A 20,574-nucleotide genomic window follows, 5' to 3' on the forward strand; every position below is an offset into this window, starting at 1 on the left:
TTTTCTAAAGCCTTCATGCAGCGCCACGCTATTCCTACGGCCGAATTTGAAACCTTTACCAATCCGGTTGCCGCCCACGCCTATGTGGACCAAAAGGGCGCGCCCATCGTGGTCAAGGCCGATGGTCTGGCTGCAGGCAAGGGCGTGGTGGTAGCGCAGACGCTGGCCGAGGCCCACGAAGCCATTGACTTCATGTTGCTGGACAACACCCTGGGCGTGAGCCACAACGAGGGTGGGGCGCGCGTGGTCATCGAAGAGTTTTTGGCAGGCGAAGAAGCCAGCTTCATCGTGATGTGCGATGGCAAGAATGTGGTCCCGCTGGCTACCAGCCAGGACCACAAGCGCCTGCTGGACGGTGATGCGGGTCCCAACACCGGTGGCATGGGTGCGTATTCGCCCGCACCCGTGGTCACCGCCGACGTGCACGCCCGTGCCATGCGTGAAATTATTCTGCCCACCATCAAGGGCATGGAAAAAGACGGCATCACCTACACCGGTTTTTTGTATGCCGGGCTGATGATTGATGCCAAGGGCAAGCCCAAGACGCTGGAATTCAACTGCCGCCTGGGTGACCCCGAAACCCAGCCGCTGATGATGCGCCTCAAATCCGACCTGTTCGAGGTGCTGTGGGCGGCCACCGAGCCCGGACCCTTTGGCAAGCTGGACCAGGTCAGCCTGGATTGGGACCGCCGCATCGCCCTAGGCGTGGTGTTGGCTGCCCATGGCTACCCGATGACACCGCGCAAAGGCGATGCCATCACCGGCCTGCCTAAAAATACCGACGACGCGGTGGTGTTCCACGCGGGCACGGTCCAGGAAGACGATGTCGTGTCCACCTCGGGCGGGCGGGTGTTGTGCGTGACCGTGCTGGCAGACAACGTCAAGTTGGCCCAGCAGCATGCCTATGAAGTCACCCGTGGCATCCAGTTCGACGGCATGCAGTACCGCCGCGACATCGGATTCAGAGCTGTAAAGCCTTGATTTCAGACCCCGCAGTCGCCATGCGCGGCTACCTGCTGGGTCTGCAGTCCAGCATCACCACCCGCATGGCCGCGCTCGATGGTGGTAGCTTCTTGAGCGATGCATGGGAAAAGCCTCCGGGTGAAAAGCTACAAGGGCAGGGCATCACCCAGATTCTGGAAAACGGCGCAGTGCTGGAGCGTGCGGGCTGCGGTTTTTCGCATGTGCGCGGGCCGCAGTTGCCGCCCAGTGCCACCCAGCACCGGCCCCAACTGGCGGGTGCGCCGTTTGAGGCGATGGGCGTGTCGCTGGTGTTCCATCCGCGCAACCCGTATGCGCCCACGGTGCACATGAATGTGCGCATGATCGTGGCTACCCCCGAAGGTGGCGCGCCGGTCTGCTGGTTTGGCGGCGGGATGGACTTGACACCGATTTACGGCTTTGAAGAGGACGCGGTGCATTTCCACCGCACTTGCCATGCCGCTTTGGCCCCGTTTGGGGACGACAAATACCCGCGCTTCAAACAGTGGTGCGACGAGTACTTCTACCTCAAGCACCGGCAGGAGCCGCGCGGCATTGGTGGCGTGTTTTTTGACGATTTCTCAGAGCTCGGCACCGAAGGCAGTCTGGCAATGGTGCAGGCCGTCGGGTCGGCATTTCTGGATGCTTACGTGCCAATTTTGCAGCGCCGCCAAGACACGCCTTATGGCGAGCGGGAGCGGGCTTTTCAGCTGTACCGGCGTGGTCGCTACGTGGAGTTCAACCTGGTGTGGGACCGGGGCACGCACTTTGGCTTGCAGTCAGGTGGGCGCACCGAATCCATCCTGTTGTCGATGCCGCCGCTGGCCAGTTGGTCGTACCAGCACCAGCCGGAAGTCGGTTCAGCAGAGGATGCGTTGACGCGCCAATTCCTGGTGCCACGCGCATGGGTCTGATGCCGTCTCCACGCCGCATTGGCGTGTTCGGTGGTGCTTTTGATCCGCCGCACAATATGCATGTGGCGTTGGTGCAAACCGCCCTGGCGCAGTTGCAGCTGGACATGCTGTACGTGTTCCCCACGGGCCACGCCTGGCACAAAAGCCGCACGCTCAGCTTAGGCGCAGACCGGCTGGCCATGGCCCAATTGGCCTTTGGCGACATTCCCGGCGTGGTGGTGGACAAGCGTGAGATTGAGCGCAGTGGTCCCACCTACACCATCGACACTTTGCACGAACTGCAAGCCGAAGAAACCCAGGCGCAGCTCTATCTGGTGATGGGCGAAGACCAGGCCACACGCCTGCCCACGTGGCATGGTTGGGAGGAGATCGTGCGGGCAGCTATAATTTGTGTAGCTTCTCGTGCAGATTCAACCAGCGCCAACGGCCAATTTGCACCTGAATTTCTACCCGCGGGGTCTTTTCAAGCGTTGCAGGTTCCGCCCATGGAACTCAGCGCCACCGACATCCGCCACCGCGCCGCCACCTCGCAAGGGATAGCCCATCTGGTTCCCGAGGGCGTAGCGCGCTATATTGACCACCATCTTCTTTACCGAACCGACCGATGACCACTTCTGCCCAAAACGAAACCGTTGCCAAAAAAGACACCCAAAAACTCCAACGCGCCATCGTCGATGGTTTGGAGGATGTCAAAGCGGTGGACATCGTGGTGTTTGACACCGAAGGCCTGTCCGCCCTGTTTGAGCGCGTGATCATCGCCTCGGGCACGTCCAACCGCCAAACCAAGGCGCTGGCCGCCAGCGTGCGCGATGCCGTGCGCGATGCCGGTTTTGCCAAGCCCCGTATGGAAGGCGAGTCCAACGGCGAATGGATCATTGTGGATTGCGGCCGCTGTGTGGTGCACATCATGCAACCCGCCATCCGCCAGTATTACCACCTAGAAGAGCTGTGGGGCGAAAAGCCGATCCGCCTCAAGCTGGGTGCCGCCAAGCCGCTGCCCAAGGCCGAAGAAGCCAAACCTGCCAAGCCCGCCAAGAAGGTGCCTGCCAAAAAGCTTTCGCCTGCCGCGGCCAAACGCGCCGCCAAGATTGCCGACCGCGAATATGCCGAAAGCCTGCTGGCGCCCGAGCGTCCGGTGTTGGAAGTCGCGCCTAAACGCGCTGCCCGCAAGACGGCCGTGGCCACGCCTGTGCCTTCCAAGACCTCCACTTCGACCCGTGGTCCGGTAAAAACTGCGGCTAAAACGGCTGCCAAGACCGTTGTGAAGGCACCCGCCAAGACCGTTGCCGTCAAAACCATGGCCAAGACCGTGGTCATCAAGGCCCCGATCGAGACCGTAAAGAAAGCCGCTGCTGCCAAGCGTGCTGCGCCCAAGACCCCTAAAGCGCCAGCTAAACGCGCCCCTGGCCGCAAGTAAATGAAACTGGTGATAGTGGCCGTAGGCCAGCGCATGCCCGACTGGGCACAAACCGCCTACGACGACTACGCCAAACGCTTTCCACCCGAGCTCAAGGTAGAGCTCAAGGCCGTCAAGACCGAACCCCGGGGCTCCAAAACCCTGGAGACGATTTATGCGGCCGAGCGTGAGCGCATAGAAGCCGCCATACAGTCCAGCATTGGCCGCAATGCCCGTATCGTGGCCCTGGATGAACGGGGTACCTCGCTGACAACCAAGGCCTTGGCGGTTAAGCTCAATGGCTGGCAGTTGGAAAGCGACGACGTGGCGATGGTGATTGGCGGCCCCGATGGATTGGACCCGGCGTTTCGCCAAGCAGCCCACGAGCGCATCCGCTTGTCAGACCTGACCCTGCCGCATGCGTTTGCCCGCGTGCTGCTGGTGGAGCAGCTGTACCGCGCGTGGTCGGTCAATGCCAACCACCCCTACCACCGCGAATAATTTGAAAGCACAGCCATGCTGAGTTGGTTTGAAAACCTCGTCCATCCCTACACGGACGACACCCCCCAGCCGCCACCGCGCGGCTTTTTTCATTTTGTGTGGGCCTGCACTTTGGGCGTGCGCAAATACATTCTGGCCATGACCTTGCTCACGGCCAGCGTGGGGGTATTCGAAGCGCTGTTGTTCGCCATGATGGGCCGGGTGGTGGACTGGCTGGGCAAGGTGCAACCGGCTTTGCTGTGGACGCAAGAAAAGAACAATTTACTGCTCTTGTGCGCGCTGCTGCTGGGTAGTCCGCTATTAATTGCATTGCAAACCCTGTTCAAGCACCAAACCCTGGCGGCCAACTTTCCGATGCTGCTGCGCTGGAAATTCCACCGCCTGATGCTGGGCCAAAGCATGGGCTTTTACCAGGACGAGTTTGCCGGGCGCGTGGCCACCAAGGTGATGCAGACCGCCCTGGCGGTGCGCGATGTGTGCATGATCCTGGGCGATATTCTGGTGTTTGTGACCATCTACTTCGTCACCATGGTGGCGGTAGTGGGCAGCTTTGATGCCTGGATGCTGCTGCCTTTCTTGGGCTGGGTGGTGCTGTACGGCTTGGCCATCCGTTACTTTGTGCCGCGCCTGTCGGGCGTGGCCAAAAAGCAGGCCGATGCCCGCTCGCTGATGACGGGCCGCATCACCGATGCCTACACCAACATCGCCACCGTCAAGCTGTTCTCGCACGCCGGGCGCGAGGCCGGGTTTGCGCGTTCGGCAATGCAGGATTTTTTGAAAACCGTGCAGCGCCAAATGCGGCTGGTCAGCGGTTTTGAGGTGGTCAACCACGTGCTGGGCATCCTGTTGATACTGTCTACCGCCGGACTAGCGTTGTGGTTATGGACACAGGGCCAGGTGGGTGTTGGTGCGGTGGCTGCGGCTACTGCCATGTCCCTGCGCCTGAACGGTATATCGCACTGGGTGATGTGGGAAATGGCTTCGCTGTTTGAGCACGTCGGCACCGTGCAAGACGGCCTGAACACCTTGTCGCGCCCGCAAGCCGTGCAGGATGTGCCGCAGGCCCAGCCGCTGCAAGTACCCAAGGGTGAGGTGCGGTTTGAGAACGTGGACTTTGCCTACGGTGCCAAGGGGCCTGGCGCCCGCAAGGTGATCGACCAGATGTCGCTGCACATCCGTGCCGGGGAAAAGATTGGGCTGGTGGGCCGCTCCGGGGCAGGCAAGTCCACCATCGTGAACCTGCTGCTGCGGTTTTACGATCTGGAGCACGGACGCATTCTGGTCGATGGGCAAGATATTGCGCAGGTGACGCAAGAGAGTCTGCGTGCGCAGATCGGTATGGTCACCCAAGACACGTCGCTGTTGCACCGCTCGGTGCGCGACAACATCCTCTACGGTCGCCCGGATGCCACCGATACCCACATGGAGGCGGCAGCGCGCCGCGCCGAAGCCTTTGACTTCATCCAGACACTGAGCGACCCGACAGGCCGTAGCGGTTTTGATGCGCATGTGGGCGAGCGCGGAGTGAAGCTGTCGGGTGGCCAACGCCAGCGTATCGCCATTGCCCGCGTGATGCTGAAAGATGCGCCCATCCTGTTGCTGGACGAGGCGACCAGTGCGCTGGACTCCGAGGTCGAAGCCGCCATCCAGTCCAGCCTGTACCGTTTGATGGAAGGCAAAACCGTGGTTGCCATCGCCCACCGCCTGTCTACCATTGCGGCGATGGACCGGCTGGTGGTGCTGGACAAGGGGCGCATCGTCGAGATGGGCGACCACCGCAGTCTGCTGGCCTCGGGTGGCCTGTATGCCCGGCTGTGGGCGCACCAGAGCGGTGGATTTTTGGGCGAGGAAGACGATGAATTGGCAAGGGCCGCCACCGCTTAGCGCTTCACTCTTCAAAAAATTCGAACTATCCCGACGAATTGAGTGAACTTTTTGGCTAGGACAGTTTCTACACTAGCCAACAAGTTCACCTATGGGGCAGCACTGCCCGATGCACTATTTATGGCCCTGTCCCCCTCTGTCGCTGCTAAACCTGCAAGTTACACCGCTGTTGCCAAGCTTTTGCATTGGGTGTTGGCGCTGGCCTTGGCTGGCATCTTTGGCGTGGGTTTGTACATGGCCGATCTGCCTTTCTCGCCTCTGCGGCTGAAGCTTTACAACTGGCATAAATGGGCGGGCATCACGATTTTGACGTTGTCGGTGCTGCGTTTACTGTGGCGCTTCACGCACCGCCCACCTCCCTTACCAATCGCCATGGCGCAAAGCATGCCCAAGTGGCAGCATTGGGCACATGAGGGTACCCACTATGCAATGTATGCTCTGTTTTTTATAGTGCCACTGCTGGGCTGGGCCTATAGCTCTGCGTCTGGCTTTCAGATTGTGGTGTTTGGCGTGCTTCCTTTGCCCGACCTGTTGTCGGCCAATAAGGAACTGGCCGAAACCATCAAGCCTTTGCACGGCTTGGCGGCCTGGGCCTTGTGTGGACTGGTCGTGCTGCATGTGGCCGCAGCCCTCAAGCACCATTTCATGGATCGCGACGGCCTGACTGGCCGCATGCTGCCTTAAATTTTCTTTTTTCGAAAGTCTTCTATGTCCTCATTGTTGAAATTGTCCGTCGCCTTGCTTTTTTCGGGTATGGCGGTTACGGGATTCGCACAGCAAAAGATTGTTCCTGCCCAGAGCGATATCATGTTTGTGAGCAAGCAAATGGGTGTGCCCGTCGAAGGGCATTTCAAGAAATTTGATGCCCAGATCAGCTTTGACCCCGCCAAGCTGGACACCAGCAAGGTCAGTTTTACGGTGGATATGGGCAGTGCTTCCTTGGGAGTACCCGAGACCGATGCCGAGCTGCCCAAACCCACCTGGTTCAGCAGCGCGAAATTCCCGCAGGCAACGTTTACTTCTACCAGCATCAAGGCGTTGGGCGGCGGCAAGTTTGACGTGGCGGGGAAGCTCAGCATCAAGGGCCAGGCCCGTGATGTGGTGGTGCCCGTAGCGATGGTGCAAACCGGCGCTACCACGGTCGCTTCCGGCGTATTGCCGATCAAACGGCTGGCCTTTAAGATTGGTGAAGGCGAGTGGGCCGATACCTCGATGGTGGCCGACGACGTGCAAGTCAAATTCAAGTTCAGCCTGACCGGTGTCGGCAAGCTGTAAGTCTTTTTCCCGATTTTCCCCTTAACCTTTTCTTTGAAAGAGAATCCATGCGCCACACTTTGCTAGCCCTTGCCGCCATCGCCACCTTGGCCGTGGGCACTGCCCAAGCGGAAACCGCCAGCTACGTTATCGATCCCACGCACACTTTTGTGACCTTTGAAATTGGCCACATGGGTACCTCTACCAACCGCGGCCGTTTCGACAAGAAAGAAGGCACGGCACAGCTCGACGTGGCTGGCAAAACCGGCAAAGTGGACCTGACCATTGATGCAACCTCGTTGTCTACCGGTACTGCCGCATTCAACAAGCACTTGATGAGCGCGGACTTCTTCAACGTAGAGCAGTTCCCCACCATCAAGTTCAACGCCGACAAATTTGTGTTTAACGGCGACAAGGTGTCTGAAATCAACGGCACCCTGACCCTGCTGGGCAAGACCAACCCGGTCACCCTCAAGGCCAGCAACTTCAACTGCTACCAGAGCCCGATGCTCAAGCGTGAAGTCTGCGGCGGCGACTTTGACACCACCATCCAACGCAGCCAATGGGGCATGACCTGGGGCGCTAACTACGGTTTCCCTGACGCAGTGCACCTGATCGTCCAAGTCGAAGCCGTCAAGCAGTAATCTGCGCGTAGTTCTTTGGCCAGCCCGCCCATCGTTGAGATGGGCGGGCTGTTCTTTTTTTGGGGGCACGCATGCCCCGATAATTCCGCCATGATCGACTTTATCTACCTTGCCTCCCAAAGCCCGCGCCGCAGCCAATTGCTGGACCAACTAGGCGTGCGCCATGAATTGCTCCTACCTGGCCCGGAAGAAGATAGTGAGGGGTTGGAGTTTGCTATTAAAAACGAAGCGCCTGCCGCATACGTGAAGCGCGTGACTGGCCTAAAACTTGATGCAGCTCTGGTACGGATGCAAGCGCGTGGCCTGCCAGCCGCACCGATCTTGTGTTCTGACACGACCGTTGCGCTGGGCCGCCGCATTTATGGTAAACCCGAGCACGCCAAGGACGCTGTGCGCATGTTGACCGAGCTTGCCGGGACCCAGCACCGCGTATTGACAGTGGTGGCCTTACAGCATGGCCGCAAGCGGCTGGAGGCCTTGAGCGATTCACGCGTCAACTTTTCGCCGATGACTGCCGTGCAGATCAAAAGCTATGTGGCATCTGGCGAACCGCTGGGTAAAGCTGGTGCCTATGCGGTGCAGGGCAGGGCGGCGGGGTTTATCTCGCAGATACGCGGTAGCTATTCGGGCATCATGGGTTTGCCTATGTTCGAGACGGCGCAACTACTGCGCGCACTGGGCTTCAAGCTTTGACAACAACCCCCATGCAACAAGACATCCTCATTAATTGGTCGCCCCAGGAAACCCGCGTGGCGGTGGTAGAGCACGGCTCGGTACAAGAGCTGCATGTGGAGCGCACCTTGGAGCGCGGCATGGTGGGCAATGTCTACCTGGGCAAGGTGGTGCGGGTGCTGCCAGGGATGCAGTCGACGTTTATCGACATTGGGCTGGAGCGGGCGGCATTTTTACATGTGGCCGACCTGGCCAATGGCTTTGTGGGCCACAAAGCGGCGGAGGCCGATGCCAAGGTAGCTCCTGTAGTCCCTATTGAACGCCAGGTGTTCGAAGGCCAGGCTTTGATGGTCCAGGTCATCAAGGACCCGATTGGCACCAAGGGCGCACGCCTGTCGGCCCAGATCAGTATTGCCGGTCGCTTGCTGGTGTTTTTACCGCAAGACGACCATGTCGGCGTATCGCAAAAAATTCCTTTGGCCCAGCGTGAGGATTTGCGCAAGCGATTGCAAACCCTGGTGGGTGTTGGCGCTACTGGTGGAGGTGGCGGATTCATTCTGCGCACTAATGGTGAGGATGCGACCGATACCGAGCTGGCAGAGGACATCGCCTATTTGCGTAAAGCCTGGGCGCGTATTAAAAGCGCTTCGGTACGCCTGCCGTCCACATCGTTGCTGCACCAAGACTTGAACCTGCTGCAGCGCGTGCTGCGCGACCTGGTCAGTGAGCAGACCCAGACCATACGGCTAGATTCCCGCGAGCAGTTCGACATGCTGCAAGCGTTTGGCAAGGAGTTCATGCCTGCGGCGGTAGAGAAGCTGCAGCACTACAAGGGTGAGCGGCCGATTTTTGACCTTTTCTCTATCGACGAAGAGGTCGCCAAGGCGCTGGGGCGGCGGGTGGAGTTGAAGTCGGGTGGCTACCTGATCGTCGATCAGACCGAGGCGTTGACTACGGTGGACGTGAATACCGGCGCCTTTGTCGGTGCCCGCAACTTTGACGACACCATTTTCAAAACCAATCTGGAAGCTACCCAGGCTATTGCCCGGCAACTGCGCCTGCGCAATTTGGGGGGCATTGTCATCGTGGACTTTATCGACATGGTGCGCGAGGACCACCGCGAAACCGTGTTGGCTGAGTTTCGCAAGCAGCTGGGGCGGGATCGGGTGAAAACTACCGCAGGTGGCTTTTCGGCGCTGGGACTGGTGGAGATGACGCGCAAGCGTACCCGCGAGTCGTTGGCGCACATGCTGTGCGAGCCCTGTGCCGTGTGCAGCGGCAAAGGCACGGTCAAAACCGCCCGCAGCGTAACCTACGACATCCTGCGCGAGATCCTGCGCGAGGCCCGCCAGTTCAACCCGCGTGAATTCCGCATCGTCGCCTCACCTAAAGTGATTGAGCTTTTTCTGGATGAAGAAAGCCAGCATTTGGCGGGCTTGAGCGACTTCATCGGCAAACCGATTTCTTTGCAGAGTGAAGGTGCAATGGCGCAGGAGCAGTACGACATCGTGCTGCTCTGAGGCAGACTTAAGAGCGTTCTTAAATCCAGCGGAACTGACCACTTTCGCGCAGACCATGGATGGTCATGGCGTGGACGTCCAATTCTTCTTGCCGCCATTGTTTTTGCTGGGCCACCCGCTGCGATTTGGCCAGTTTGCGGGCTAGCCAGCTTTGGTTGAGTAGTTTGTAGTTGTAGCGGTAACCCAAGCCGTCTTTGGCCGACAAGCCGCGCTCTTGCTTCATGGCGGTTTGGGTGACCGAACCGTAATGGTGTAGCCAGGACGCGCCCGTGATGCCCACCGGAATCTTGGCTTTTTCCAGCTCGTGAAAGAACAGCGTGTCTTCGTAGCCCAGCAGCTTGGGCACCGGCTGGAAGTAGCCTACGTCCATCCACACCGATTTGTGCACTGCCAGGCACACCGCATGTCGGCCACCGATGCGCGCCGTACCGGCCATTTTTTGCGAAGCCATGGTGCTGAAGTCTTCAAAGTCATAGTCCAGCGCACCCTCGATCAGCGCAGGCGAAATTACCTTCAGACCGCGCCGCTCGGCCACACCAATCAGCGACTCGATCCACTGGGCGCTGACCAGGACATCGTTGTTCATCACAATGGTCCAATCTGCCTGCAAGGCCAGCGCGCCCTGGTTCCAGGCGACACCGCAGCCCAGATTGGCATCGTTGTAAATGCGCCCGCCCACGGGCACGGTGAGTAGGTACTCACGGGTAGCATCTTTGGAGCCGTTGTCCACCACAATCAACCGCGACAAGTCCATGCCGTGGCGCACCATGCTTTCGATACATTGGCGGGTGTATTCGACCTGGTTGTAGCAGGCGAAGGTAAGGGCGTAGCGTGCAGGATTCATATCAAACCGGTTGGGGGCGCAGCACTTGGGCTGCTAAAGCGGACACCATCAGTGCGTAAAACGAGACGGTGTATTTCAAGTTGAACGTTTCAGTACTTAGGCTGAAACAAAATACAGCAACGATATAACATAAACCTACCAACCCGGCTGCCCGTTTTTGGGGTGCTATGGAGTAGCTACCTCGGAAAAAAACAATACCCGGTACGGCGAACATTAAGATGCCGGAAAAAATACCAAAAATACCGGAACGCAAAGCATTTTGTAGAATCTCGTTGTGCACGCCGGCACGAACAAAGGTATCTTCCAATTGTGCCGTATAAAAGGGGGAAATTGCAGAAATATTGGACAAGGCGGGGTAGTGCATATCGCCATATCCCGCAAAGGGATGTTCTAAAAAAAGCGTCCCGGCAACCCTTGCGAGTGATATTCTGAGTCCTGTCGATGTATCGAGTTTTCCACCCGAAATGTATGCAGTATATTCACTGCGGACCGAGGAAATTCGGTCATGAACTGTCGGTATGAACTGGTAGGTTGCAATACCAAAAATAATGAATCCGAATAAAGTTAAAAATAGTTTTTTGGAATTATGTGCGCGATGTATAACCAATAGCCATAGAATCAGTAAAACGGGTAAGGCAACCCATCCGCTGCGTGAGCCTGTGCCTATACTGATCCATATGGAAATGGCAATACCTGTGATTTTAAGAATTTTCAATATGGTGTTGTCTTTCCCATATATATTAAACGTAAATAAGCAAATCAAGCCAAAAAGCGTTGCGTACTGTCCCAGCGTCAAGGGATCAATCGCGGTGGTTCCAAACCGTTCCGTTTCTATATTAATAAAGCCGTAAGGATGCACCCATAAAAAGCATGCCAATATAAGTAAAGAAAATGGTATGCACCACTCCAGTAGCCGAACAAAATCGATGGGTGTGTGTAGCAAATAGATGAAAAGTACGATTGCTAAAAATGGGCGACTGGGCCCATCCATCAATGTAAGTTGTAGTTGTCCTCGGAGCAGCTGTGCTGCTATAACCGCGAGTAACGGTGATGCCATGGCCGCCATGATCCATCGGGCCGTACGTCCCTCACCTTGTAGTGAAAATGACGAAGGTGTTCTTGCTAGTTGAATGAATGAGCACAACAGCAGTAAAAAAAAGAAAATATTCGTCCAGCCGCGAATACTGAGCAGGCATAGTGGGGCAAGTGCCAAAAAAGACGGTACTAGCGCATCTACTATATGGAATACGCTATATTTTTGGGGTAATGAAATTTTTTCTTCCATGGGACTGTGGCAATACTGCATCAGCCAATGTGATTGATCTGGGGGAGATATTTGTCAAGTATCTTTTTCCCGACGGGCTTGTTTGCCATGCTTGTTTTTATATAAGGAAAATTTAAAGCAAAAAGTGCATCGAGATTGTGTATGACCGCATCTGATTTTTCTGTGAATGTGTTGCCAGTGGTGTAAAGGGCTTGGGTGCTGTAACCTAAGCGCTGAATAAGCTGGGTTGTACGTGTTTCATAGAAATCAATAACCATATCTTTGGTGGGTAGTTGCCAGAGTGATTTAAAAAATGACTGAAACCTCTGGTCGTGCAAGATTTTATTTGAAAATATCAAGAAAAAACTTTGCAGATGAAAAATAGGCTCGTGGTTAGCAGTTAATCCCAGCATATCAACCGATGAGTTGCGTATTTTTTCCAACATTCCTTTGAACATGGATTCGGACAAGGGACCAATCATACTGTCGTTAATAAGATATAGGTGGCTTGGGTCACTATCTTTATAAATTATGGAGTATATGTGTGACCATGCTCCAAAATCAAAACCTATGTTTTCTCTAATAAATAGGCCCGCCAGTGCATGCGTCCAATCGTCGAGCTGGCATTCAAATTTTGGTTGATCAGTATTTAATATTAGAATAACATGAATGCCCGATTTTATGAGGGCTTGAACGTGGTGTGCAACATGCGGCTTGATGTAAGGTGTTACAGAATGGGAAATGAAAAGACAGAGTTCTTGCCCATCGAAATTTTCTGTAACCGGAATGGCAGTCGTGAGGAGGGCTTTTTTTTCGAATTTTTTTTCGGTGGATGCAATGGCATCGACCAGAATATTGTATTTTTGTGAGAGATCATTGAATTTTTTCCGACTGACTTGGCCCGTAGAGAAATTCTTCTTTCTTTCCCGGTTAAGGTAGCTCAGTAAGTTTTTAATTTTTAACATGACTGTGATTCAAGAGTTTAGTTACTCTTGAATTAAATAGCGCAGGACTTTTAATAGCCTGTCCGGCGGCATCCCGATCAAACAATCGCTACGGCTTTGGTTATGGTTTTCACATCCGGCTCTGCTACAGGGCACGCAGGGCAGGGTGCTTTGCAGCAAGGTGATGTTGTGCACGGTTTGTTTCTCTGCGCGCTCCACATAAGTCCGCGCGATGCGCGGTGCGCTAGGCCAAGGACCCCAGCGGACCGGATTGGTGGGACCAAATATCGTCAGTACGCGAATTTTCGAGGCGGCGGCCAGATGGGTGACCGATGTATCTGGGCCGATATACAGACTCGCGCGCTGAAAAAGACTGACCAACTGGTTGAAATTGAGTTGGCCGCTGGTATCGACCAATTGGGGCGACGGTGCAAGCCCCCGCAACTGCTGGATGCAATCTTGGTCGGATGGACTGGCGCTGCCTGTCAGCACAATTTGATGGCCCTCGGCTATCAATTCGATTATCAGTGTCCGGAAATACGCCACTGGCCATTGCTTGTACGGCCACATGGAGGGGACATGTACCACGATGGCACTGGGGAGAATTAAGGTGTCCAGGGCTGCTGGCAGCGCTTGTGCGGGTGGTGGCAACACTTGGGCCGCCTGTACATCGGGCTGGCACCAAGGAGCCAGCAACGCCAGTTTCTCGGCCACCACATGGACGGTGCCAGCATCGCCTTCGCTGACAACTACATGGCTCAAAATCCACTTTTTCCACCAATTGCTGGAATTCTTGGCGGGGATGATGCCACTGCGAAAGCTGCGGCTGGATGCCCAGCCGATCAGATGGGCACGGTCGCTGGGCTGGGTGACCAAAGCCAGGTCGTAACGCTTCCAGATGGTTTTCAACACGGTCAGCGTATCGCGCCAGCCTTTGGCGGGCTGGGTAGTGATGAGCGCATGGATATCCGGGTTGCCCTGGAGCATTCCCAGGGTGCCCGCAAGGCCGATCACGTCGATTTCAGCATCCGGCCATTGCTGGCGGGCGGCGTGGATCAAGGGCGTGGTCAGCAACACATCGCCAATCTGCCGGGTCGCAACCACCAGTATTTTTTTCATGGAAATCTGCAAACTGTCCTTTGCGGGTCTTATGCCGTGATTGCGGACTGCGTGCCAAATTGCAGCGCATGCAAACGTGCATAGAGCCCCGTCTGGGCGATGAGCTCGGCGTGGGTGCCAAGCTCGATGATTTCACCTTGGTCCAGCACCGCTACCCGGTCGGCATGTTCGATGGTGGACAGGCGGTGCGCAATGATCAGGGTGGTACGCCCGGTCATCAGGCGCTGCAGAGCCTCTTGCACCAGGCGCTCTGATTCGGTGTCCAGCGCCGATGTCGCCTCGTCCAGTATCAAAATTGGTGCATCCTTGTACAGGGCACGGGCGATGGCCAGGCGTTGGCGCTGTCCACCGGAGAGTTCTGTGGCGTTATGTCCCGTCATGGTGTCAATGCCTTGCGGGGCATTGTCCAGAAACCCGCCGAGGTTGGCGGCCCGTAAACAGGCCTCAACCCGCGCCCGGTCTGGCGTTTCACCCAGGGCCACATTGGCTGCAAGGGTGTCGTTGAACATGATCACATCCTGGTTGACGATGGCAAACTGGTTGCGCAAGGCTTTGAGTTGCCAATCGGCAATATCGCGCCCATCTAGCAATACATGCCCGGCGCTGGCCGTGACAAATCGCGGCAACAAATTGACCAATGAGGTTTTGCCTGATCCGGATGGCCCCACCAGCGCCACGACTTCGCCGGGCATTACGGTCAGTGAAACTTGGTTGAGGGCTGACCGGGTTTCATCATCCCGGTAGCGAACGGTGACCGACTGGAATTCAATGTGACCCTGTGCCCGCTCCAGCACGAAATCGCCACTAGGCTCAACGGGAGTGATTTCGATCAGGTCCAGTGCCCGTTCCATTGCAGCGAGCCCGCGCGTCACGGGGCTGGCCACGTCAGACAGCCGCTTGACGGGTGCAATCAGCATTAGCATGGCGGTGATGTAAGACGCAAATTCGCCTGCGGTGACCTCGCTGGATCCTTGCAGCAATGCCACGCAAATCACGCTGGACAGCGCAATGGCCGACATCATGTGGGTCATGGGGGTGACTGCCGCGGAAGCGGTCGCCGATTTCATATTCAGTCTGCGCAACCCCTCGCTCAGCAGCTGAAAGCGTTTGCCTTGTGCACCTTGGGCGGCATGCAAGCGGACAACCCGTTGTGCCAGTACGTTTTCTTCCACCACGTAAGCTAAGCCGTCGGTAGCGCCCTGGCTGCTTTTGGCGATTTGGTAAAGCCTGCGCGAGAGTGTTCGTGTGACGAAGGCCACAGCAGGAAATAGCACCACCAAAATTAGCGTAAGTTCCCAGTTCAGGTACAGCAGGTAGGCCACCAAAGCGACCAGAACCATGCTGTCTTTGGCCAAGCCCATGACCGAGGTGACCAGGATCACCGCACCGTTTTGTATTTCGTAAACGATCGTGTTGGACAAGGAACTGGCCGTTCTTTGGGTGAACAGAGTGCTTTGGGCATCCAGTAGGCGGCTGAACATGGCTGTGCGCAGTGCATCTAGGCCGTCTTGGGTGATTTTGGCCATGGCGACATCACCCAGAAAACTGCTCAGGCCGCGCAAGCCAAACACGGCGATCAAGGCCACCGGCACCATCCACGGGTTCAATGCGCCTTTTTGGAAACCGTTGTCGAGCAATGGCTTCAACATGGCGGGCACCAGTGGCTCGGTAGCGGCACCAATGATGGTGGCTAGGATCACCATCATCCAGGCAGAACGGCGACCCTTAAAAAAAAATGGTGCCAACCGCGGGATGCTCTGCCTAAACAGGGTTATTAAACCTTGGGATCGCTCGTTTTTCATGGGGTGACTGCCTGGGCAAATGGAGGTGACAAGAAAGGCAGCTTGGATCGATGACAGCGGTATACGGTAACAAAAAGGAACGAATTGTGAGATATCGGTGCGGGGAAGCCGGATTATCCTGCTTTTCGATTGCCTTTCTGCCTACCAGAGGGCTGACGGGCATCAGGCCTATCGAGGTAGGCCGTCTGCTATGCTTGATCGGATTCCAACTGTCAGAGTGCCGTGTCACAAGTGAGCCCCATTTCCGTCTACATCATTGCCTATAACGAGGCAGAGAAGGTGGCCGATGCCATCCGCAGTGTGGCTTGGGCCGATGAGGTCGTGGTGGCCGATTCGCACAGTACCGATGACACCGTCCGTATCGCCGAATCCTTAGGTGCGCGGGTGGTTCAGATTCCATTCCAGGGCTTTGGCCGACTGCGAAACGATGCCGTTGCGGCTTGCACGCACGAGTGGGTTTTCAGCCTAGATTCAGATGAGCGTTGCACCCCGGAAGCTGCCGCAGAAATACGTGCGTTGGTCGACAAGGCCGAGCATGGCGTGTACTTTGTGCCGCGGCGCAACTTTTTTCTAGGGCGCGAAATCCGCTACTCTGGCTGGTATCCCAATTACCGCCAGCCCCAGCTGTTCCGTAAGTCACAGATGGGTTATGACACCAGTCCTGTACATGAAAATTTTGAACTCACGGCAGGTGCCAAGGTGGGTTACATGCAAGCGGCCATCTGGCAGTATCCGTTCAAAGACTTGGCCGAAGTAGTGGCCAAGATGAACCGCTACTCAACTCTGGGGGCCACCAAACGGCGGCAGTCGGGTTCTAGCTACGGCAAGGCGTTGACGCATGCTATCTGGGCATTCTGGAAACATTACCTGTTCAAGCGGGGCTTTCTGGACGGCTGGCCGGGCTTGGTGATTGCCTTGTCGTACTTCGAAGTCACCTTTTACCGCTACGCCAAGGCGGTAGAGTTGGCCCACCAAGCCCAGTGGGAACAAGACTGGAAGAATGTTTTGAAACGGTAAGCTGGAACTTATCTCGCTCAAAGCGAACCCACCCACCCGGCAACACTATTTAAAAATTATCTATGACCCTAGCTTTCCCACTAAACCGCCGATCGTGCCTCGCCGGACTGGCCCTGATGGGCACCGGGTCGGCCTTTGCCCAGTTTCGTGTGGAAGTTTCCGGTATTGGTCTGACCCAACTGCCGATTGCGGTTGCCAGCTTTCGGGGTGATGGCCAGTCGCCGCAAAAAATTGCCGCCATAGTGCAGGCCGATCTGGAGCGCAGCGGGCAGTTTCGGGCCGTCGATGCCAGCGGCGTTGCTTTGGATGAGACATCCCGACCTGATGTGGCTCTGTGGCGGCAAAAGACTGCAGATTCGCTGGTAACAGGCAGCGTTACGCGTTTAGCCGATGGCCGCTTTGACGTGCGCTTTCGCCTGTGGGACGTGGTGCGTGGGCAAGACCTTGGCGGCCAGAGCTACACCGTTCCGCAGGGCGATTTGCGTTTATCGGCACACCGTATTGCCGACTTCATTTACGAAAAGTTGACCGGCGACCGGGGTGTTTTTTCGACCCGTATTGCCTATGTGACCAAAGCGGGCAGCCGCCACACGCTGTGGGTGGCCGATGCCGATGGCGAAAACAGCCAGACCGCGCTGGCCAGCCCTGAATCCATTATTTCACCTGCCTGGTCGCCCAATGGCATGCAACTGGCGTACGTATCATTTGAAGCCCGTAAGCCGGTTATTTACGTGCATGACGTGGCGACCGGTAAGAGGCGTCTGGTGGCCAATTTCAAAGGTTCCAACAGCGCACCCGCCTGGGCACCCGATGGGCGCTCTTTGGCTGTCACCTTGAGTCGGGATGGTGGATCTCAAATCTATAGCATAGATGCCAATGGTGGCGAGCCTAGGCGGCTTACACAATCCAGTGGTATCGACACCGAGCCGAAGTATTCGGCCGACGGTAAAAGCATCTATTTCGTCAGCGACCGGGGTGGCGCACCGCAGATCTACCGTATGCCTAGTAGCGGCGGTAACCCGGAACGTGTGACCTTTTCTGGTAACTACAACATCTCGCCCAGCATCAGCCCGGATGGCCGTTGGCTGGCCTATGTGTCGCGAATCGGCGGTGCCTTCAAGCTGCAGGTGATGGAGCTCAGCAGCTCGACTGTGACCAGTATTACCGACACCACCGCCGACGAAAGTCCCAGCTTTGCTCCGAACAGCCGTTTGATCGTCTATGCCACGCAGCAGCAAGGCCGCGAAGCTCTGATGACCAGTACGTTGGACGGAAAAATCAAGGCCCGTTTGGCGGGCCAGGTGGGTGATATCCGCGAACCGGACTGGGGTCCATTTTTAAAACCCTGACTTTTAACCATTGCAAATAGCGTAATTACCATTCCACAAGGAGATAAAAATGAAAAATTTGATTTGGGCACTTTCCCTGACCGCCGTTTTGGCGGGTTGCGCTTCTGGCGTGAAGCTGGACGATGTACCGGTTGTTGACAAAAGCGGCGTTGGTGTGACCCAGCCTGACAGCATGGCTACCGAGGGCAACACGGCAGGCGCGACCAAGAGCGCTGTGACTCCGGTGGACTTATCGGCTTCCAATTCGGTCGCTACCGGCCCGAGCAGCGGTCGCATCGTGTATTTCGACTACGACAGCTACGCCGTCAAGCCTGATGACCAGACCGTCATCGATGCCAACGCCCGTTACCTCAAGGCCGACAAAACCCGCCACGCGGTGGTCGAAGGCCATACCGATGACCGCGGTGGCCGTGAATACAACCTGGCCCTAGGCCAAAAGCGCGCCGAGTCCGTGCGCCGGGCATTGGGATTGCTGGGTGTGGCCGATGCGCAGCTGGAAGCGGTGAGTTTCGGTAAAGAAAAGCCTGCTGTACAGGGCAGTGATGAAGCCGCCATGGCGAAAAACCGCCGCGCCGAAGTCAGCTACCGATGAGTCGATACACCCTGCCTAGCCTGCGTCCTGTCGCTCTGGCGTTAGGCTGCTGGATGCTGTTAGCATCCACTGCCCAGGCCGGGGTGTTTGACGACGACGAGGCCCGAAAAGCCATTCTGGACTTGCGCCAGCGGGTCGATAGCAGCCGCCAGGCGGCTGAATCTGCCAACCAGAAATTGGCCGAAGATCTGCGCCGTTCTTCCGACGACAACGGCCAGTTGCGCCGCAGTTTGCTGGACCTGCAAAGCCAAATTGACAACTTGCGCACCGACCTGGCCAAGCAGCGTGGGCAGGACGAGCAATTAGCCCGTGACCTGGCCGACGTTCAGCGTCGTCTGAAAGACCAGGCGCAAGGGGTGGACGAGCGTTTGCGCAAATTTGAGCCTGCCAAAGTGACCGTCGATGGCCGCGAGTTCACCGCAGACCCCGCCGAAGTCCGCGATTTCGATGCCGCGCTGGCCGTGTTTCGCACCGGCGACTTTGCGGCTGCGCAGACCGCCTTCATGGGTTTCGTCAAACGTTACCCCCAAAGCGGCTACAACCCATCGGCCTTGTTCTGGTTGGGCAATGCCCAGTACGCCAATAAGGACTACAAAAGCGCGGTAGCTAATTTTCGTGCCATGCTGGCGGCCGCCCCCGACCACGCCCGTGCCCCCGAGGCCGCGCTGTCGATTGCCAATTGCCAGATGGAGCTGAAAGACAGCCGCTCAGCGCGTAAAACGTTGGAAGATCTGGTTAAGGCTTATCCCCAGTCCGAGGCCGCGTCCGCAGCCAAAGATCGGCTGGCCAAGCTTAAATAAGCATCTTTTTTGATGCCACTTAATTTGCTACTAATTTGGTAGCTCCTTGCGCAGGTGGAACAAGCGCTGGAGGGTTATTTTTTGCATAATTTATCTACCACCGAAGATGCCTCTCAAGCTGTCGATGCTGCGCGACGCTTCGGTGGATTGGAGCGCCTGTACGGTGTCGCGGGTGCAGCACGCATTCGTAACGCCCATGTGGTGGTGGTCGGCATCGGCGGCGTGGGCTCCTGGACGGTGGAGGCTTTGGCGCGCAGCGGGGTAGGGCGGCTGACGCTGATCGACCTCGACCATGTGTCCGAATCCAATATCAATCGCCAAATCCATGCGCTGGAGTCCACCGTTGGCCAAGCCAAGGTGCTGGCGATGTGCGACCGTATTGCCCAAATCAACCCTGTTTGCAAAGTGCATTGCATCGAAGACTTTGTGGAGCCAGGCAATTGGCCCCAACTGCTGCCGTTGGATGTGGATGCGGTGGTCGATGCCTGCGACCAGGTGAAAGCCAAAACCGCCATGGCCGCGTGGGCCCGCCAGACACGTACCTGCTTTATTTCTGTGGGTGCCGCCGGAGGAAAACGCCACGCGCACAAGGTTGATATCGACGATCTGTCACTCACTACCCACGACCCTTTGCTGGCCCAGCTGCGTTACCGCTTGCGTAAAGAACACGCGGCCCCCCGAGAAGGCAAGAAGATCGGCGTGGCCTGCGTCTTCAGCCGCGAAGCCGTGATGCCGCCCGACGCATCCTGCGCAATTGAAGGTGATGGCAGCTTGAATTGCCACGGCTATGGTTCGGTCGTTAGCGTGACGGCAACCTTCGGCCAATGCGCTGCAGGTTGGATTTTGGACCAATTGGCATCTCGTATTGAAAAGGGTGCCAAAACCACGCTATAATCTAAGGCTGCGCTACAGTGTGAAAACACCAAGCCGGGACGTTAGCTCAGTTGGTAGAGCAGCGGACTTTTAATCCGTTTGTCGTGGGTTCGACCCCCGCACGTCCCACCAGTATCCTAGAGAGCCCGCTATTGAATAAATAGCGGGCTTTTCTATTTGTGCCTTGTACGTCACTGGGTGGGT

21 protein-coding genes and 1 tRNA gene are annotated in these 20,574 nt (G+C 56.8%); 17 read left to right on the plus strand and 5 right to left on the minus strand.

Annotation, left to right across the window (positions count from 1 at the left end; all coding sequences use genetic code 11):
• The 11 genes from purD to rng form a co-directional block, all read left to right on the plus strand.
• A partial coding sequence (gene purD, locus ABI213_RS03775) for a phosphoribosylamine--glycine ligase (RefSeq protein ID WP_348026149.1) occupies nucleotides 1-981 on the plus strand: 981 nt, incomplete at its 5' end.
• A 20-nt stretch (nucleotides 982-1,001) separates the two neighbouring features.
• Nucleotides 1,002-1,895 (plus strand): oxygen-dependent coproporphyrinogen oxidase, encoded by an 894-nt coding sequence (gene hemF, locus ABI213_RS03780; protein ID WP_348007029.1) that lies wholly within the window; start codon nucleotides 1,002-1,004, stop codon nucleotides 1,893-1,895.
• A complete protein-coding gene (nadD, locus tag ABI213_RS03785) occupies nucleotides 1,895-2,503 on the plus strand; it encodes a nicotinate-nucleotide adenylyltransferase (RefSeq protein ID WP_348006996.1) in 609 nt (202 codons plus the stop codon). Before hemF ends, nadD begins: the two co-directional genes overlap by 1 nt.
• Nucleotides 2,500-3,312 (plus strand): ribosome silencing factor, encoded by an 813-nt coding sequence (gene rsfS, locus ABI213_RS03790; protein ID WP_348006997.1) that lies wholly within the window; start codon nucleotides 2,500-2,502, stop codon nucleotides 3,310-3,312. The genes nadD and rsfS overlap by 4 nt, the downstream gene beginning before the upstream one ends.
• Nucleotides 3,313-3,792, plus strand: a complete 480-nt coding sequence (gene rlmH, locus ABI213_RS03795; protein WP_348006998.1) for a 23S rRNA (pseudouridine(1915)-N(3))-methyltransferase RlmH — start codon at nucleotides 3,313-3,315, stop codon at nucleotides 3,790-3,792. It begins immediately after the preceding gene.
• A gap of 15 nt (nucleotides 3,793-3,807) precedes the next feature.
• Nucleotides 3,808-5,676, plus strand: coding sequence for an ABC transporter ATP-binding protein (locus tag ABI213_RS03800; RefSeq protein WP_348006999.1), 1,869 nt, complete (start codon nucleotides 3,808-3,810; stop codon nucleotides 5,674-5,676).
• 120 nt (nucleotides 5,677-5,796) lie between these two features.
• Nucleotides 5,797-6,360, plus strand: a complete 564-nt coding sequence (locus tag ABI213_RS03805; protein WP_348007000.1) for a cytochrome b — start codon at nucleotides 5,797-5,799, stop codon at nucleotides 6,358-6,360.
• A gap of 69 nt (nucleotides 6,361-6,429) precedes the next feature.
• A complete protein-coding gene (locus ABI213_RS03810) occupies nucleotides 6,430-6,951 on the plus strand; it encodes a YceI family protein (RefSeq protein WP_348007030.1) in 522 nt (173 codons plus the stop codon).
• 47 nt (nucleotides 6,952-6,998) lie between these two features.
• Nucleotides 6,999-7,574 (plus strand): YceI family protein, encoded by a 576-nt coding sequence (locus ABI213_RS03815; RefSeq protein ID WP_348007001.1) that lies wholly within the window; start codon nucleotides 6,999-7,001, stop codon nucleotides 7,572-7,574.
• Between the two features lie 90 nt (nucleotides 7,575-7,664).
• Nucleotides 7,665-8,267 (plus strand): Maf family protein, encoded by a 603-nt coding sequence (locus ABI213_RS03820; protein WP_348007031.1) that lies wholly within the window; start codon nucleotides 7,665-7,667, stop codon nucleotides 8,265-8,267.
• Between the two features lie 11 nt (nucleotides 8,268-8,278).
• Nucleotides 8,279-9,766: a ribonuclease G gene (rng, locus tag ABI213_RS03825; protein WP_348007002.1), complete on the plus strand. Its 1,488-nt coding sequence runs from the start codon at nucleotides 8,279-8,281 to the stop codon at nucleotides 9,764-9,766.
• A 19-nt stretch (nucleotides 9,767-9,785) separates the two neighbouring features.
• On the opposite strand, the gene ABI213_RS03830 is transcribed toward rng, so the two are convergent.
• The 5 genes from ABI213_RS03830 to msbA are packed head-to-tail and all read right to left on the minus strand — an operon-like array spanning nucleotide 9,786 to nucleotide 15,643.
• Nucleotides 9,786-10,610, minus strand: coding sequence for a glycosyltransferase (locus tag ABI213_RS03830; protein ID WP_348007003.1), 825 nt, complete (start codon nucleotides 10,608-10,610; stop codon nucleotides 9,786-9,788).
• Nucleotide 10,611: 1 nt separating this feature from the next.
• Entirely contained in the window at nucleotides 10,612-11,895 is a 1,284-nt protein-coding gene (locus tag ABI213_RS03835; protein WP_348007004.1) for an O-antigen ligase family protein, read from the minus strand.
• A 20-nt stretch (nucleotides 11,896-11,915) separates the two neighbouring features.
• Nucleotides 11,916-12,839 carry a rhamnan synthesis F family protein gene (locus ABI213_RS03840; protein ID WP_348007005.1) on the minus strand — a complete coding sequence of 308 codons (924 nt, stop codon included), beginning with the start codon at nucleotides 12,837-12,839 and terminating at the stop codon, nucleotides 11,916-11,918.
• Nucleotides 12,840-12,860: 21 nt separating this feature from the next.
• The gene (locus tag ABI213_RS03845; protein ID WP_348007006.1) at nucleotides 12,861-13,937 is read right to left on the minus strand and encodes a glycosyltransferase family 9 protein; all 1,077 of its coding nucleotides are present in this window, start codon (nucleotides 13,935-13,937) and stop codon (nucleotides 12,861-12,863) included.
• A gap of 29 nt (nucleotides 13,938-13,966) precedes the next feature.
• On the minus strand, nucleotides 13,967-15,643 hold the full coding sequence (msbA, locus tag ABI213_RS03850; RefSeq protein WP_348007007.1) for a lipid A export permease/ATP-binding protein MsbA: 1,677 nt from the start codon (nucleotides 15,641-15,643) through the stop codon (nucleotides 13,967-13,969).
• Between the two features lie 327 nt (nucleotides 15,644-15,970).
• Between msbA and ABI213_RS03855 the strand changes: the two genes are divergently transcribed.
• The 6 genes from ABI213_RS03855 (at nucleotide 15,971) to ABI213_RS03880 (ending at nucleotide 20,502) form a co-directional block, all read left to right on the plus strand.
• Entirely contained in the window at nucleotides 15,971-16,756 is a 786-nt protein-coding gene (locus tag ABI213_RS03855; protein WP_348007008.1) for a glycosyltransferase family 2 protein, read from the plus strand.
• Nucleotides 16,757-16,872: 116 nt separating this feature from the next.
• Nucleotides 16,873-18,105 (plus strand): Tol-Pal system beta propeller repeat protein TolB, encoded by a 1,233-nt coding sequence (tolB, locus tag ABI213_RS03860; RefSeq protein ID WP_348007032.1) that lies wholly within the window; start codon nucleotides 16,873-16,875, stop codon nucleotides 18,103-18,105.
• 49 nt (nucleotides 18,106-18,154) lie between these two features.
• Entirely contained in the window at nucleotides 18,155-18,697 is a 543-nt protein-coding gene (gene pal, locus ABI213_RS03865; RefSeq protein WP_348007009.1) for a peptidoglycan-associated lipoprotein Pal, read from the plus strand.
• Nucleotides 18,698-18,750: 53 nt separating this feature from the next.
• A complete protein-coding gene (gene ybgF / locus ABI213_RS03870; protein WP_348007010.1) occupies nucleotides 18,751-19,497 on the plus strand; it encodes a tol-pal system protein YbgF in 747 nt (248 codons plus the stop codon).
• Nucleotides 19,498-19,578: 81 nt separating this feature from the next.
• Nucleotides 19,579-20,391, plus strand: a complete 813-nt coding sequence (locus ABI213_RS03875) for a tRNA threonylcarbamoyladenosine dehydratase (protein WP_348007011.1) — start codon at nucleotides 19,579-19,581, stop codon at nucleotides 20,389-20,391.
• 35 nt (nucleotides 20,392-20,426) lie between these two features.
• Nucleotides 20,427-20,502: transfer RNA gene (locus ABI213_RS03880), tRNA-Lys, on the plus strand.
• Nucleotides 20,503-20,574: the final 72 nt, after the last annotated feature.

Origin of the sequence: Rhodoferax sp., assembly GCF_039922535.1 — a bacterium.
In the GTDB taxonomy this organism is placed as follows: domain Bacteria; phylum Pseudomonadota; class Gammaproteobacteria; order Burkholderiales; family Burkholderiaceae_C; genus Rhodoferax_B.